A 15757-nucleotide genomic window follows, 5' to 3' on the forward strand; every position below is an offset into this window, starting at 1 on the left:
TGACGTACCCGCTGGATCATTTCGCAGATGTCCCAGGATGCTCAATGAAGACTGATACCTCACTGACCCACATGCCCAGCGTCCTGCACGCAGCCGAAAGCATCCGCCAAGGCACACTGACCCCTGTGCAACTGGTCGAGCAAAGCCTCGAAGCCATCAAAACCCACAATCCCACACTGAATGCCTTCGGCGACGTCTACACCGAATCCGCGCGGGAGCAGGCTGAAATCCTGACCGCAGAAGCGCAGGCCAACCAATTTCGTGGCCCGCTCCACGGCATCCCCTTCGGCATCAAAGACCTGTTCTCCACCGCCAATCTGCGCACCACCCGCGGTTCGCTGACCGGCCTGGACAACGTCCCCACCCAGGACGCCCCGATCATCCGCCGCCTCAAGGAGGCCGGCGCGATCATCCTCGGCAAGACCGCCACCACCGAATTCGGCTGGACCGGCGCCAGCACCTCCCGGGTATTCGGCAATGGCCGCAACCCCTGGAACCCCCAGCTCACCAGCGGAGGATCCAGTTCCGGCTCGGCCATTGCGGTGGCAGCACGCATGGTCCCGGCCACGCTGGGTTCCGACGGCGGCGGTTCGGTGCGCATTCCCGGCGCCTTTTGCGGTGCATTCGCTCTTAAAGGCTCTCTTGGGCGCATCCCCACCTGGCCCTGGTCCGCCACTGAAATGCTCAGCCACGCCGGCCCGATCACCCGCACCGTGCGCGACAGCGCGTTACTCTTCGATATCCTCTCCGGGCCCGATCCGCTGGATCACCAGGCCTTGCCCGCGCCCACCGAGTCCTACCTGGCGCGCTGCGACCAACCGCTGGGCCCTGTGCGTGTGGCGTATTGCCCGACCTTGTTCGATACGCCGGTGGACCCGGTCATCGCCGCCACCGTCGAAGCGGCGGTGCATTACCTTGCGGATGAGCTGCCGGTCACCGTCACCACCCTGAACCTGGACTGGCAAGACCCGCTGGCCACCTTCGAAACCCTGTGGGTCGGCGGGCGCGGGATCGCCTATGGCAAATCCCTGGCCGATCGCCTCGACCAACTGGACCCGGGTTTCGCTGCGCTGATCAAGCGCTCCGCCGATTACGATCTGGCGGCCTACCTCAAGGCTGTGCAGCAACGTGCACTGTTCGCCAATCAGGTACACGCGCTGTTTAATGACTACGACGTACTGCTGATGCCGACGATGCCGATCCTGCCGTTCGCCGCCGACCGGGTTGCCCCCGAGGGCTGGCCGGGCGAGGAGGGCGCGGTGCCCTGGGCCCGCTGGACGCCGTTTACCTATCCGTTCAATATCACCGGCAACCCCGCTGCCAGCCTGCCCTGCGGCTTCAGCCCGAGCGGTTTGCCGATTGGCCTGCAGGTGATCGGCCCACGTTTTGCCGACGCCCAGGTGCTGCAATTCTGCGCGGCCGTCGAAGCCATCGCCCCCTGGGATCAGCACCTCCCCCCGATGCTGATGCCCTGATTGATTGCACCCGGAGTGGGCTCAAAAGAAGCCCGCCCGTGATAAACGCTTTGTGTTGTCCTGCCCTTTCACACCCTGATGAGTGAGAGGTACCTGTGACCCTGTCCATGGCTGTATTACGTTCTATGCTCCCCGCTGGACCGGCTCGCGCCGCGTTTCGCCGTGGGGCGCGCAATACCGGCCGCCTGAACCTGCCCTGGAATACCTCTTTTATGCTCAACCAGCCACGTCTCGACGAAATCATGCTCCTGCTCACCCAACACCAGCGCGTCAAGGCGTCGGACCTGGCGCAGGCGCTGTTCGTCTCCGAAGAAACCATCCGTCGCGACTTCAAGTACCTGGAAGAAGCCTGCAAGCTGCGGCGCATCCACGGCGGCGCGATCCTGCCGCGGCTCAACGAAGAACAGCCGCTGCAGGTGCGCAGCCGCATCAAGCCCCAGGCCAAGACGCGTATCGCGGTGTGTGCAGCGAAGCTGGTGAGCGAAGGCATGGTGCTGTTCCTCGACACCGGCACCTCGACCCTGGCCCTGGCCCAGCAACTGACCGCGTTCAGCCAGTTGCGCATCATCACCAACTCCCTGGACATCGCCCGCCTGATCACCGAGCAAAGCGCCAACCAGGTGCTGGTGGTGCCCGGCGATGTGCGCCGCAACGACAACGCGCTGATTGGCGCCCACACCCTGGAATTCGTCCGACAGTTCCACTACGACATTGCCTTCATGGGCATCGGCGCTGTCGACCTGGAGCTGGGGTTCATGGACTACCAGGAGCCCGAGGCGCTGCTGCGCCGGGAACTGACCAAACACAGCCTGCGCAGCGTGATCCTGGCTGATGACGCCAAGTTCGGCCACCGCACCTTTATCAATACGCTGCCGTTCAGCGCCATCACGACCCTGGTCACCAATCGTGCGCCGTCCAACGACTTTGCGACCCGCCTGGAGCAAGCCCATGTTGATATCCTTTACCCCTGAGTTGCTGGTGCCCAGTGAACAGGACCTTGAAACCTTCGAGGCGCTGTTCCGCGACACCTCGGTCATCGGCGCGACCAAGGCCGGTGGGCTGCATCGCCTCGCCGCCTCGGCTGAAGACGGCGCCGTGCGCGACCTGTTCGCGGCCTGGCTGACTGAACGCGGTTTTGACGTGCGTGTGGATGCAGTGGGTAACATGTTCGGTTTGATCACCTTTAATCCAGAAGCGCCCTACGTGCTGTGTGGTTCGCATCTGGACAGCCAGCCGAGTGCCGGGCGTTTCGATGGGGTCTATGGCGTGCTGGCCGGCGCAGTCGCGGTGGCCAGCCTGGCTCGCCAACTGCGCGAGCGCGGCGAAGTACCGGCGTGCAACCTGGCGGTGGTGAACTGGACCAACGAGGAGGGCGCGCGTTTCCAGCCCAGCCTGATCGGCAGCAGCGTGTTCACCGGTGACCTGGCCCTGCAGGACGCCTGGGCCTGCCGCGATGGGGATGGCATCAGCCTCAAGCATGCGCTGCAGCAGATTGGTTATCTGGGGGAGGGCCGCGTCGAGTTGGACGTCGCCGGTTATGTGGAAATCCACGTCGAACAAGGTGATGGCCTTGAGCGCGACGGGCTGGCCATCGGTGTGGTGCGCGACACCTGGGCCGCCCTCAAGCAACGGATTCGGTTCATCGGTGAACAGAACCACACCGGCCCTACGCCCATGGCCGCGCGCAAGGACGCCTTGCTGGCCGCCGCCCACGCGATCACTGCGGTGCGGGCCGAGGCCGACCTGCACGGCGTGCAACTGCACAGCTCGGTGGGGCGCCTGGAGATCTATCCCAATTCCCCCAACGTGGTGCCTTCCAGCGTGACGTTGCATGTCGAGTACCGCTCGCCCGACACCGAATTACTGGCCGCAGCCGGTGCGCGCCTGGACGCCAGCCTCAAGGCCACCGCCAGCGCCACGTCGACTGACTACAGCATCGAAAGCCGCGCCCTGCGTGAGCCGAGCCACCTGCATCACGGTTTTGCCGAGCTGGCCTATGGCGTCGGCCAGCAACTGGGCTTGCCCATCGGCAACAGCGTCACCGTGTCAGGCCACGACGCCATCAGCCTGAGCCGGCATTACCCGGTGTGCCTGCTGTTTATCCCGAGCAGCAATGGCGTGTCCCACAACGAAGCGGAATTCACCAGCGAACAGGACATGCGCAACGGCCTGCACATGCTGACCGCGTTGCTGCACCGCGCCTGTTCCACCCCCAACGCCTACCGCTGAGGTCTGCCATGTCGAGTCGTTTGCAAGCAAAGTCACGGCTGCTGGGCGCCCTGGAGGCCGCCGGCTTGTCCGCCCATGTGGTGGTCGAAGAGGGCACCGCCGGGATTGCCTCGCCGGTACGCCTGGCCACCGAGTGGGCCGGTTTTACCGTCAGCGCACCGTGGGGCCAGTGTTACGCCAAAGTCTTGCATGACGACATGCGCGCGTTGATCGACATTGAACGCACTGCCCGCGCCACCCAACTGGCAGCTGATTGCGACGTGACGCCGGGTGTGCGCCTGGTAGATGCTACGGCCGGCGTGTTGCTGCTGGATGCGTTGCCCACCAGCGAGTGGCGTTGGGCCCGCCTCGACGAATTGATGCAGCCCCAACGCCTGCAAGCGCTCTGGGCCCTGAAGAAACAATTGCACCAAGGCACCTCGCCGGGCTTCGCCCGCTCGCCGCTGCAAGACATCCAGCACCTGCGCGAATTATGCGTGCGCTACAGCGTGGCCTTGCCCATCGACCACGCCTGGATCAGCACCTGCATTGACCTGGCCTGGACCTCGCTGCAACTGAACGCCAGCGACTCGGTGCCGCTGCACGGCGACGGCGTGGCGAGCAACGTGATGATCGGCCCGGACGGCGCCTTGCAACTGATCGACTTCGATTACGCCGGCAGTGGTGATCCCTGGTACGACGTGGCCATCAGCCTTAACGAGTTGTACGTCTTCGAAAACGACTGGCGCGAAGGCATCCATGCCTGGGCCGGCGAGTGCCGTGAAAGCGACTATGCGCGCTGCCGCTTGTACGCCTTGATCAACGATTGGTACTGGACGCTCTGGGGCCTGTGGGTCGGCGCTACCTCGGCGCGGCCGCTGGAGTTTTCCAAGGTAGGGCAGTGGACGCTGTTGCGCTGCCGCCAAAGTCTGCAAGACCCGCGGTTTGAAGGTTGGCTACGTCAGGTACAGGAGGGGCAGGCATGAAAGCGTTAGGTGAGGCGTGTACGCCACAAGAGTGTCAACTGGAAGCGGCGGTGCGCGGGGTTGCCAGTTGGGGCGGCACCGGCATTCGTTATGAACCGGTCAGCGGCGGGATCTCCAACACCAACTGGCGGGTGGAAGTGGCCGGGATCGACACTGCGTATTTCTTCAAGGTGCCGGGCGTGGGCACCGAGATGTTCATCGACCGCCGCACGGCCCACGACGCCAGCCTCAAGGCGGCGCAAACCGGCTATGGCGCGCCGGTGTTCGCATTCCTTGAAGAGTTCGGCGTGGAAGTCTTCGAGTTCATGGAGGGCTGGCGCGCCTCCTCCAACCACGACTTCCTCGACCGCGACGTGCGCCACAACGCGCTGCACGCCCTCAAGGCGTTCAACGACCAGCCGCCACTGGTGCAGACCAAGACCGTGTTCGACATGATTGCCGAGCACCAGCGGCAGGTGGAGCAACTCAACGGCTGCAAGCCCGCCGACGACGCCTGGCTGCGCCGCCAATGCGACCGCGCCCGGGGCGTGCTGCAAGCTTCCGGCATCGACCTGGCTCCCTGCATGAATGACACCCTGGCGGGTAATTTCATGCTCAACGACCGTCGGCAAATTCGTCTGGTGGACTTCGAATACGCCTCCAACAACGACCGGCATTACGAACTGGCGCTGTGGTTCGGCGAGATGTTTTTCACTGATGAAATGGAACTGGCCCTGATCGAGGATTACTTCGGCCAGGTCACCCCGCAGAACCTCGCGCGCATCAAGTTGCACAAGGCCCTGGCGGACATCAAATGGTCGACCTGGGCGATGGTGCAGCACGCGGTGTCGCAGCTGGATTTCGACTTCTACAAATACGGCACCTGGAAGCACATGCGTGCCCGCAGCATCATCAACGATTCGCAATGGGAAACCTGGCTAAGACAGGCTTGAGCCTGCGCCAGACAACAATAATGCATTGAATGAAGTCACTTGGGCGCTGATTGGTGCCTGCGTTTTCACTGCTTGATTTTTGTTTGATCACACAAAAAAACGATCCACAAATTCAAGGAGCACCCGACTCATGAAATCTGATAGCGCACCACCCGGACGCCTGAAAAGCCAACTCTTTGGCGTGTACTTTTTCCTGTTGCTGATGCTCGCCTTATTCCCGCCGTTCTATTTGAGCGTGAGCGGCAGTACCGCGTTGGTACTGGGCATACCGTTGCCGATCTTCTACTGGATCGCCATTGCCGTCCTCGCAGGCCTGGGCCTGTGGGCGTTGTACGTCGCCGAATTGAAGGCCGGCGAAATACCCGAAGAGGGGGATGCGCAATGATCAGCACCGCCAGCGATGCCAACCTCTTTATCACCTTCGGCGTCATCGGCCTGTTCCTGGCCGGGATGATCGCCGTGCTGTACGCCACCAACCGCGAGAGCACGAGTTTTTCCGATTACGCCGTGGGCGGGCGCTCCTATGGGCCGTGGTACATCGCCATGTGTTACACCAACTCGTGGTGGCCGGGCTCGACCTTTACCGCGTTTTTCGCCCTGACCATCGGCGGCGCCCTGGGCTTCTACGGCATGGTCTACGCCACCCTTGGCGTGACGGCAATGTACCTGATGGCCCGCCGCGCGTGGACCTGGGGCCAGCGTTTCAACCTGCGCACCCAGCCGGACTTGCTCGGCATGCGCTTCAACAGCCCGGTGGTCAAGCGCGTGGCCTCGATCATCGGCATCATCTCGGTATTCCCGTGGGTGGTGATGGGCATCCAGGCGTTGGCGATGTTGTTCCAGTTCGCCAGCTTCGGCCGCTGGGGCGTCACCACCTGCCTGGTCGCCGGCGTGGTGGTGGTTCTGGTGCGCCAGTACTGGACCGTGAGCATGGGCATGCGCGGGCTGATCATGACCGACATGTTCCAGGGCCTGATCGCCTATGTCGTGTGTGCGGCGCTGTGTGTGTTCCTGCTGTTCGGTGACCAGGCGTCGTTCTCCAACCTGTCGCACCTGCCGGCGAAAATGTTGCTGATTCCCGGCGCCAGCGGCACCGGTTACGGCCCGCTGTACATGTTCAGCCTGATCTTCACCGGCGTGATCGGCTCGATGTGCTGGCCCATGAGCTTCCAGCGCATCTACACCGCCAGCGGCGTCAAGGCGGTGAAGAAAGGCACGCTGTACACGATCCTGTTGGTGGGTGGTTTCTACGGGATTCTGATGCTGTTTGCCGCGGCCATCAGCCAGGACCCGAACGTCATCGCGCACCCGCAACAAGGCTGGTTCCTCTCGCTGTTCGACATCGGCGGGCCGTGGATGCTGGCGCTGGCGATCGTCATCGTGCTGGCGGCGAGCATCGGCCACGTCGACGGCTGCGTGCAGGTCTGCGGCACCCAGTTCGCCAACGACCTGGCTACCTGGAACACCCCGCGTACCGATCGGCAACTGACGCTGTTGGCCAAGTCCGGGATGGTGGTGTTTATCGTTGCCGCCTCGGTGCTGGCATACCTGACCTTTGATTACGCGCGACTGCAATTGCTGGCGCAGATTTCCTACCAGGGGATTATCCAGTTGGCGGTGCCGCTGTTCTTCGGGATCTTCAGCCGCCGCGGCAACAAGGAAGGCGCGATTGCCGGGATGCTGGCGGGGATTGTGGTGGCGATTGTGCTGACGACGATGTATCCGGACGACATTCCCGGGCTGGGGTCGTTGACCAGCGGGATTGTGGGGCTGGTGGTCAATGCGGGGATTTTTGTGGCGTGTGCATTGGCGATCAAACCGAGTGCGCAGGAGAGTGCTCGGGTGGAGCAGTTGTTTGAAATGGCGGCGCCAGGGCGCAAAGTGCCAATGGGGGCAAGGCCGGTCCTGAACTGAACCCACTTCTCTAACCCAATGTAGTTCCAATGTGGGAGCGGGCTTGCTCGCGAATGCAGACTGTCAGTTAAAGCATCAGCGACTGATATACCGCATTCGCGAGCAAGCCCGCTCCCACATTTTTGATTGTGTTTCTACACAGAATTCCCGTTTTGTCGCAGGCGTTTGTAGAGGGTATTGCGGCTGACGCCAAGTTCTCTGGCCAGGTGAGAGATATTCCCGCCCACCGCCTTCAGTCGCTCATTCAGGTCCAGACTGTCATCCACTGCATCACACACCGGCACCACCCCATTCAAATCCACAAAAAAATCATCCGGCAAATGTTCCGCCCGAATCGGCTGCTCTTCCGCCATGGCCAGTGCCACCTGCAACACGCTGCTCACCTGGCGTAGGTTGCCCGGCCACGGATGCTGTTCAAACAAGGCCAGCACCTCGTTAGTCAACCCGGCCCACTGCGTCGGCTCGCGATGCTGTTGCCACAGCTGCTTGAACAACGCCTGTTTATCCGTGCGCTCCCGTAGCGGCGGGAGCTCCAGGGTCAGGCCGCCGATGCGGTAATACAGGTCTTCGCGAAAACGCCCGAGCTGTACCTGTTCGCGCAGCGAGCGGTTGGTGGCGGAGATGATCCGCAAATCCACCGGGTACAACTCGCTGCTGCCTACAGGCTGCACACAGCGTTCCTGCAATACCCGCAACAGCCGGGCCTGGGTCGGCAGGGGCATGTCGCCGATCTCGTCGAGGAACAGCGTGCCTTTGTCTGCCTTGCGGATCAGCCCGATGCTGCCTTTCTGGTTGGCGCCGGTGAATGCGCCTTTTTCATAGCCGAACAGTTCCGACTCCACCAGTTCGGCGGGGATCGCTGCGCAGTTGACCGCGATAAACGCTTGTTGGCTGCGAGAGCTGGCCTGGTGCAGGGCTTTGACGAACACTTCCTTGCCGACACCTGTTTCACCGTGGATCAGCAACGGAATATCCTTTTCCAGCAGGCGCTCGGCCTGACGCACGGCCTTTTCCACGCGGGCATCGCCGAAGTGCAGGGTCTTGAGACTGATGGCCGTGGGGCCAGGTTCGCGGGGCTTTTTCGTTTCCACAAACACGCGAGCCTGCACTGGCGCCTGTTTCGGCCGTTTCAGCAGGCACTGGAAACGGTTGCGTCCGGCGGCTTGCAGCGAGAAGGGCAGGCCTTCGGGCTGGTTGAGCAGTTCCAGCAGCGAGACCTTGAACAGGCTGTCGATCAACACCCGCGACAGGCTGATGCCCAGCAGGTTGTCGGCCCGGCGATTGGCCGACAGTACCTGGCCGCTTTCATCAAAAATCAGCAGCCCGGCCCACTGGCTGTCGAGATTGTTCAGCCCGGTGTTGAACGTCAGCTGGAAATGCTCACCGCGAAACAGGTTGAGGATCAGCCGGTTCTCGACGGTCTGGCTCATCATCTTGACCATGCCGAGGGTGTGGGAAGGCGGCAGGTAGCTGTCGCTGGACACATCCAGCACCGCGATGATTTCCCGCTGCGCATCGAAGATCGGCGCTGCCGAGCCGGTCATGAAACGGTTGGCCTTGAGGAAGTGTTCGTCATGTTCGATATGCACTGCCTGGGCACAGGCCAGGGCGGTGCCGATGGCGTTGGTGCCGCTGGAGCGCTCCATCCAGCTGGCGCCGGCGCTGAAACCACGGGCCAGCTTGGGGTCGATAAAGCGTTGGGTGCCCCACGAAGTCAGCACCTGGCCCTGGTTGTCGGCAAGCATGATCAGGCAGTTGGAATTGCTGAGGATGTTTTCGTAGTAGGGCAGCACTTCCTGGTGGGTGGTCTGCACAAGGGAATGCTGGCTTTCCAGCAACTGGCTGACGCCGTCTGCGGGCAGTTGGTCGAAGCTCGGTGTGCTCTGGTGATCCAGGCCATAGGCCCGGCAGCGGCGCCAGGAGTCCTGGATGATGGCATCGTGCGCCAGCGGTGTGCTCATGGCGGTGACCCTGTCTTATTGTTGTTCTGGGCTCTATCTCTATGCAGGAGCGAGCTTGCTCGCTCCTGCAAAGTGTTGTTCAGAACTGTTCATTGTCAACCCGCCGATTGTTCAGTTGTTCAGCCTGACCTGTTCATTTCTGTTCAGAGGCGAATCGCTGTTTTGCCTAACTCGTTGACCGGCCTGAGGTTTGGGTTGTTGGCACGGAACTCGCTCTGTGCTCCTGCCAGAACCATTCCAATAATAAAAAGGTCGTGTCATGTCATTGACCCTGGAGCACGTCACTCGCGTTGTCGAAGGCCAAACCTGGATCGACGACGCCAACCTGCGTTTCGAAGCCGGTTCCTTCAATGTATTGCTGGGCCGCACGCTCTCCGGTAAGACCAGCCTGATGCGCCTGATGGCCGGCCTGGACAAGCCTGACAGCGGGCGCATCCTGATGAATGGCGTGGACGTCACCCAGAAGCCGGTGCGCCTGCGCAATGTGTCGATGGTCTATCAGCAGTTCATCAACTACCCGACCATGACCGTGTTCGAGAACATCGCCTCGCCGCTGCGCCAGGCCGGAGTCTCTGCCGAGCAGATCCAGAGCAAAGTCCTCGAAACCGCGAAAATGTTGCGCATCGAGAAATTCCTCCAGCGTCACCCCCTGGAACTCTCCGGCGGCCAGCAGCAACGCACCGCCATGGCCCGGGCGCTGGTCAAGGATGCCGAGCTGATTCTGTTCGATGAGCCCCTGGTGAACCTGGACTACAAACTGCGCGAAGAACTGCGCCAGGAAATGCGCGAGCTGTTCAAGGCACGCCATACCATCGCCATCTACGCCACCACCGAACCCAACGAAGCCCTGGCCCTGGGCGGTACCACCACGATTCTCCACGAGGGCCGGGTGATCCAGAGCGGCAAGGCCGCCGAGGTCTATCACCAGCCGCAAACCGTGCTGGCGGCCGAGCTGTTTTCCGAGCCGCCGATCAACCTGATGCCCGGGCGCATCAGTGGCAATGAAGTGAGCTTCGCCAACTTCGTGCACTTCCCGCTGAACGTCGACCTGCGGCCCATCGGCGAAGGCGAGTTTCGCTTTGGCGTGCGTCCCAGCCATATCAGCCTGGTGCCGAGCAACGACGATGACCTGGAGCTGGCAGTGACCGTGGAAGTCGCCGAGATCAGCGGCTCGGAAACCTTCCTGCACGTACGCAGCGAACACTTCCTGCTGGTGCTGCACTTGCCCGGGGTGCATGAGTACGACGTCGACGCGCCGATCCGCATCTATATTCCCACCCACAAACTGTTTGTGTTCGATGGCCAGGGACGGCTGGTCCAGGCCCCCGGCCGACGTGTCGCGAGGGTTGCCTGATGGCCGAGATCCATTTGCAGAACCTGGCCCACAGCTACAGTTCAAAGCCAAACGGCCCCGAGGACTACGCGATTCGCGAGATGAACCACGTCTGGGAGCAGGGCGGCGCCTACGCGTTGCTGGGGCCGTCGGGCTGCGGCAAGTCGACCTTGCTCAACATCATCTCCGGCCTGCTCAGCCCATCCGAAGGCCAGGTGCTGTTCGACGCCAAGGTGGTCAACGAACTGACCCCGGAAAAACGCAACATCGCCCAGGTGTTCCAGTTTCCGGTGGTGTACGACACCATGACCGTGTTCGATAACCTGGCTTTTCCCCTGCGAAACCAGGGCATGGCCGAGGCGAAGATTCACAGCAAGGTGCAGGAAATTGCCGAGGTGCTCGACCTGCAAAACCTGCTGGACAAAAAGGCCCGCAACCTCACTGCCGATGAAAAACAGAAAGTCTCCATGGGCCGCGGGCTGGTGCGGGATGACGTGTCGGCGATCCTGTTCGACGAACCGCTGACGGTGATCGACCCGCACCTGAAATGGAAGCTGCGGCGCAAGCTCAAGCAGATCCACGAGCAGTTCAACATCACCATGGTCTACGTGACGCATGACCAACTGGAAGCCTCGACCTTCGCCGACAAGATCGCGGTGATGTATGGCGGGCAGATCGTGCAGTTCGGTACGCCCCGGGAGTTGTTCGAGCGGCCCAGCCACACCTTCGTCGGCTATTTCATCGGCAGCCCTGGGATGAATCTGATTGAGGTGCAGGCAGAGGCGGGCGGTGTGCGCTTTGCCGGGACACATCTGGCGTTGCCCGAGGCGTTGCAGCAGCGCATTGGCGAAACGCCTTACAAAACGCTGCAGGTCGGCATCCGCCCGGAATTTATTCATGTGTGGGATGAGCACAATCCCGACGCGCTACAGGCGCAAGTCACCCATGTGGAAGACCTCGGCACCTACAAGATCATGACCCTCAACCTCGATGGCGCACCGTTGAAAGTGCGCCTGGCCGAAGACAAACCGGTGCCCGAGGGCCAGGCGTCCATCAGCTTTCCGGGGCAGTGGCTGATGGTGTATGCCGATGACTACTTGCTGGAGGTGCAGCCATGAACAAGGTGCAGAACAACAAGGCCTGGTGGCTGGTATTGCCGGTGTTCCTGCTGGTGGCCTTCAGCGCGGTGATCCCGATGATGACCGTGGTCAACTACTCGGTGCAGGACATCTTCGACCAATCCAGCCGCTACTTCGTCGGCGCCGACTGGTACAAACAGGTGCTGCTGGACCCGCGCCTGCATGACTCGCTGCTGCGTCAGTTCATCTACTCGGCGTGTGTGCTGTTGATCGAGATTCCGCTGGGCATCGCGATTGCCCTGACGATGCCCACCAAGGGCCGCTGGTCGTCGCTGGTGTTGATCGTAATGGCGATTCCGCTGCTGATTCCGTGGAACGTGGTCGGCACCATCTGGCAGATCTTTGGCCGTGCCGACATTGGCCTGATGGGTTCCACGCTCAATGCGATAGGCATCAGCTACAACTACGCCGCCAACACCATGGACGCCTGGGTCACGGTGCTGGTGATGGACGTGTGGCACTGGACGTCCCTGGTGGCGCTGCTGTGTTTCTCGGGGCTGCGGGCGATCCCGGATGTGTACTACCAGGCGGCGCGGATTGATCGGGCGTCCAGCTGGGCGGTGTTCCGACATATCCAGTTGCCAAAACTGAAGAGCGTGCTGTTGATCGCGGTGATGCTGCGCTTCATGGACAGTTTCATGATCTACACCGAACCGTTTGTGCTGACGGGCGGCGGGCCAGGGAACGCCACCACCTTCCTCAGCCAGACGCTTACCCAGATGGCCGTAGGCCAATTCGACCTGGGCCCGGCGGCGGCGTTTTCGCTGGTGTACTTCCTGATCATCCTGTTGGTGTCCTGGCTGTTCTACACCGCCATGACCCACTCCGACGCCAACCGCTGAGGCCGCCAACATGAGCAAGCGCAAGGTAATCCCGCTGCTGGTCTACATCCTGTTCCTGCTGGTGCCGATCTACTGGCTGCTGAACATGTCCTTCAAGAGCAACACCGAAATCCTCGGCGGCCTGACCCTGTTTCCGCAGGACTTCACCTTCGCCAACTACAAGGTGATCTTCACCGACCCGAGCTGGTACACCGGCTACCTCAACTCGCTGTACTACGTCAGCCTCAACACCGTGATTTCCCTGAGCGTGGCGCTGCCGGCGGCCTACGCGTTCTCGCGCTACCGCTTCCTCGGCGACAAGCACTTGTTCTTCTGGTTGCTGACCAACCGCATGGCGCCGCCGGCAGTGTTTTTGCTGCCGTTCTTCCAGCTGTATTCGTCCATTGGCTTGTTCGATACGCATATCGCGGTGGCCTTGGCCCATTGCCTGTTCAACGTGCCGCTGGCGGTGTGGATTCTCGAAGGTTTCATGTCGGGCGTGCCCAAGGAAATCGACGAAACGGCCTACATCGACGGGTACAGTTTTCCCAAGTTTTTCGTGAAGATCTTCATCCCGCTGATTGGCTCGGGGATCGGCGTCACGGCGTTTTTCTGTTTCATGTTTTCCTGGGTCGAGCTCCTGCTGGCACGCACGCTGACGTCGGTGAACGCCAAACCCATCGCCGCAGTGATGACCCGTACGGTTTCGGCCTCCGGCATCGACTGGGGCGTGCTGGCGGCGGCGGGGGTGTTGACCATTTTGCCGGGCATGCTGGTGATCTGGTTCGTTCGCAACCATGTGGCCAAGGGCTTTGCCCTGGGCCGGGTCTGAGGAGTCGATGATGGAATGGATGGCCTGGACCACCCCGACTGCACTGTTCTTTGCCGCGATCGGCCTGCTGCTGGTGGGCATGACGACGTGGGAGTTGCGCTCGCCGAGTATCCCCCGGCGCGGCTTTTTACCGATCAGCACCACCCGTGGTGATCGCTTGTTTATCGGTCTTCTCGGCAGCGCCTACCTGCATTTGTTGGTGATCGGCGTAACCGGCTGGAGCATCTGGGTGGCGTCCGCGCTGTCTCTGGTGTGGCTGTTGTCTGTGATGCGTTGGGGCTAGCTGCCCCTTTTGAACCCCAAAACCAGGAGGTCTCTATGTTCGATAAAAACAATAAGCTGCGACATAGCATTTCATTGGCGGCCGTGCTGGCGCTCAGCGGGCTCAGTGCTGCGGCCTGGGCGGATGCTTATGAAGACGCTGCAAAAAAATGGATCGGCAGTGAGTTCAAACCGTCGACCCTCACCGAAGCCCAGCAGCTTGAAGAGCTGAAGTGGTTTATCAAGGCCGCGGAGCCGTTTCGCGGGATGAAGATCAACGTGGTGTCGGAAACCCTCACCACCCACGAGTATGAATCCAAGGTGCTGGCCAAGGCCTTCAGCGAAATCACCGGGATCAAGCTGACCCACGACTTGCTGCAGGAAGGCGACGTGGTGGAAAAGCTGCAAACCCAGATGCAGTCCGACAAGAATATCTATGACGGCTGGGTCAACGATTCCGACTTGATCGGTACGCACTTTCGCTATGGCAAGACAGAATCCATCACCGACCTGATGGCCAACGAAGGCAAGAACTTCACTTCACCCACCCTGGACATCAAGGACTTCATCGGCATTTCGTTCACCACTGCGCCCGACGGCAAGATCTACCAATTGCCCGACCAACAGTTCGCCAACCTGTACTGGTTCCGCGCCGACTGGTTCGAACGGGCAGACCTGAAAGCCAAGTTCAAGGAAAAGTACGGCTATGAACTCGGCGTGCCGGTGAACTGGTCAGCCTATGAAGACATCGCCAAATTCTTCAGCGAAGACGTCAAGGAAATCGACGGCAAGCGCGTCTACGGGCACATGGACTACGGCAAGAAAGACCCGTCCCTGGGCTGGCGCTTCACCGATGCCTGGTTCTCCATGGCCGGTGGCGGCGACAAGGGCCTGCCCAACGGTTTGCCGGTGGACGAATGGGGCATTCGCGTGGAGGACTGCCACCCGGTGGGCTCCAGCGTCACCCGTGGTGGCGACACCAACGGCCCGGCGGCGGTGTATGCCACGCAGAAATACGTGGACTGGATGAAAGCCTATGCACCACCGGAAGCGGCGGGCATGACCTTCTCCGAATCCGGTCCGGTGCCGTCCCAGGGCAACATCGCCCAGCAGATCTTCTGGTACACCGCGTTTACCGCCGACATGACCAAGCCGGGCCTGCCGGTGGTCAACGCCGACGGCACGCCGAAATGGCGCATGGCGCCATCGCCCGTCGGGCCTTACTGGGAAAAGGGCATGAAGAAGGGCTATCAGGACGTAGGTTCCTGGACCTTCCTCAAGTCGACGCCCGAGAAGCAGAAACTGGCGGCCTGGCTGTACGCGCAGTTCGTGACCTCGAAAACCGTGTCGCTGAAGAAAACCATCGTTGGCCTGACGCCGATTCGTGAGTCTGACATCAACTCCCAGGCCATGACCGACCTGGCGCCGAAACTCGGTGGGTTGGTGGAGTTCTACCGCAGCCCGGCCCGGGTGGAGTGGACCCCGACCGGCACCAACGTGCCGGACTATCCACGGTTGGCGCAATTGTGGTGGAGCCATATTTCGGAGGCGGCCAGCGGAGAGAAGACGCCGCAGCAGGCGCTGGACGGGTTGGCCAAGGATCAGGACGCGATCATGACGCGCCTGGAACGCTCCAAGGTGCAGCCGATTTGCGGGCCGAAAATGAACGAAGAACGGGATGCGCAGTACTGGTTCGACCAGCCGGGCGCGCCGAAGCCTAAGTTGGCAAATGAGAAGCCACAGGGTGAGACGGTCAGCTATAACGAGTTGCTGAAGTCGTGGGAGGCGGCGCGCAAGTAACCCAGACGCCGCAGATCAAAATGTGGGAACCCGGTTTGTGTGGGAGCCGGGCTTGCCCGCGATGGCATCACCTCGGTCTGTCAGTCAGACCGCGG

14 protein-coding genes are annotated in these 15757 nt (G+C 61.6%); 13 read left to right on the forward strand and 1 reads right to left on the reverse strand.

Annotated features, from left to right (window positions below):
- Positions 1 to 71: 71 nt before the first annotated feature.
- The 7 genes from HX839_RS00820 to HX839_RS00850 all read left to right on the forward strand — a co-directional run bounded on the left by HX839_RS00820 (position 72) and on the right by HX839_RS00850 (position 7515).
- Positions 72 to 1475: an amidase gene (locus HX839_RS00820; protein ID WP_032899092.1), complete on the forward strand. Its 1404-nt coding sequence runs from the start codon at positions 72 to 74 to the stop codon at positions 1473 to 1475.
- A 212-nt stretch (positions 1476 to 1687) separates the two neighbouring features.
- Positions 1688 to 2446 (forward strand): DeoR/GlpR family DNA-binding transcription regulator, encoded by a 759-nt coding sequence (locus HX839_RS00825; RefSeq protein ID WP_177066608.1) that lies wholly within the window; start codon positions 1688 to 1690, stop codon positions 2444 to 2446.
- Positions 2424 to 3704 carry a M20 family metallo-hydrolase gene (locus HX839_RS00830; protein WP_177066609.1) on the forward strand — a complete coding sequence of 427 codons (1281 nt, stop codon included), beginning with the start codon at positions 2424 to 2426 and terminating at the stop codon, positions 3702 to 3704. Before HX839_RS00825 ends, HX839_RS00830 begins: the two co-directional genes overlap by 23 nt.
- A gap of 8 nt (positions 3705 to 3712) precedes the next feature.
- On the forward strand, positions 3713 to 4669 hold the full coding sequence (locus HX839_RS00835) for an aminoglycoside phosphotransferase family protein (RefSeq protein ID WP_177021418.1): 957 nt from the start codon (positions 3713 to 3715) through the stop codon (positions 4667 to 4669).
- A complete protein-coding gene (locus HX839_RS00840) occupies positions 4666 to 5601 on the forward strand; it encodes a choline kinase family protein (protein ID WP_003218516.1) in 936 nt (311 codons plus the stop codon). Before HX839_RS00835 ends, HX839_RS00840 begins: the two co-directional genes overlap by 4 nt.
- A 130-nt stretch (positions 5602 to 5731) precedes the next feature.
- The gene (locus HX839_RS00845; RefSeq protein WP_003218518.1) at positions 5732 to 5986 is read left to right on the forward strand and encodes a hypothetical protein; all 255 of its coding nucleotides are present in this window, start codon (positions 5732 to 5734) and stop codon (positions 5984 to 5986) included.
- Positions 5983 to 7515 carry a sodium:solute symporter gene (locus HX839_RS00850; RefSeq protein WP_177029347.1) on the forward strand — a complete coding sequence of 511 codons (1533 nt, stop codon included), beginning with the start codon at positions 5983 to 5985 and terminating at the stop codon, positions 7513 to 7515. The genes HX839_RS00845 and HX839_RS00850 overlap by 4 nt, the downstream gene beginning before the upstream one ends.
- A 134-nt stretch (positions 7516 to 7649) precedes the next feature.
- On the opposite strand, the gene HX839_RS00855 is transcribed toward HX839_RS00850, so the two are convergent.
- Entirely contained in the window at positions 7650 to 9476 is a 1827-nt protein-coding gene (locus tag HX839_RS00855) for a sigma-54-dependent Fis family transcriptional regulator (RefSeq protein WP_177008211.1), read from the reverse strand.
- Between the two features lie 259 nt (positions 9477 to 9735).
- Here HX839_RS00855 and HX839_RS00860 point away from each other — a divergent pair, with 259 nt between their 5' ends.
- From HX839_RS00860 to HX839_RS00885, 6 genes are read left to right on the forward strand one after another with little or no spacing between them, the layout of a single operon-like run.
- Positions 9736 to 10830 (forward strand): ABC transporter ATP-binding protein, encoded by a 1095-nt coding sequence (locus tag HX839_RS00860; RefSeq protein WP_003218524.1) that lies wholly within the window; start codon positions 9736 to 9738, stop codon positions 10828 to 10830.
- Positions 10830 to 11927, forward strand: coding sequence for an ABC transporter ATP-binding protein (locus HX839_RS00865; protein WP_177066610.1), 1098 nt, complete (start codon positions 10830 to 10832; stop codon positions 11925 to 11927). The genes HX839_RS00860 and HX839_RS00865 overlap by 1 nt, the downstream gene beginning before the upstream one ends.
- Complete coding sequence (locus tag HX839_RS00870; RefSeq protein ID WP_177066611.1) at positions 11924 to 12790, forward strand: carbohydrate ABC transporter permease; 867 nt, start codon at positions 11924 to 11926, stop codon at positions 12788 to 12790. The genes HX839_RS00865 and HX839_RS00870 overlap by 4 nt, the downstream gene beginning before the upstream one ends.
- A gap of 10 nt (positions 12791 to 12800) precedes the next feature.
- Positions 12801 to 13601 (forward strand): carbohydrate ABC transporter permease, encoded by an 801-nt coding sequence (locus tag HX839_RS00875; RefSeq protein WP_008433050.1) that lies wholly within the window; start codon positions 12801 to 12803, stop codon positions 13599 to 13601.
- A 10-nt stretch (positions 13602 to 13611) separates the two neighbouring features.
- The gene (locus HX839_RS00880; protein WP_003218532.1) at positions 13612 to 13884 is read left to right on the forward strand and encodes a DUF2160 domain-containing protein; all 273 of its coding nucleotides are present in this window, start codon (positions 13612 to 13614) and stop codon (positions 13882 to 13884) included.
- 35 nt (positions 13885 to 13919) lie between these two features.
- A complete protein-coding gene (locus tag HX839_RS00885) occupies positions 13920 to 15662 on the forward strand; it encodes an ABC transporter substrate-binding protein (protein WP_003218534.1) in 1743 nt (580 codons plus the stop codon).
- Positions 15663 to 15757: the final 95 nt, after the last annotated feature.

Origin of the sequence: Pseudomonas sp. I8001 (assembly GCF_013385345.1) — a bacterium.
Lineage (GTDB): Bacteria > Pseudomonadota > Gammaproteobacteria > Pseudomonadales > Pseudomonadaceae > Aquipseudomonas.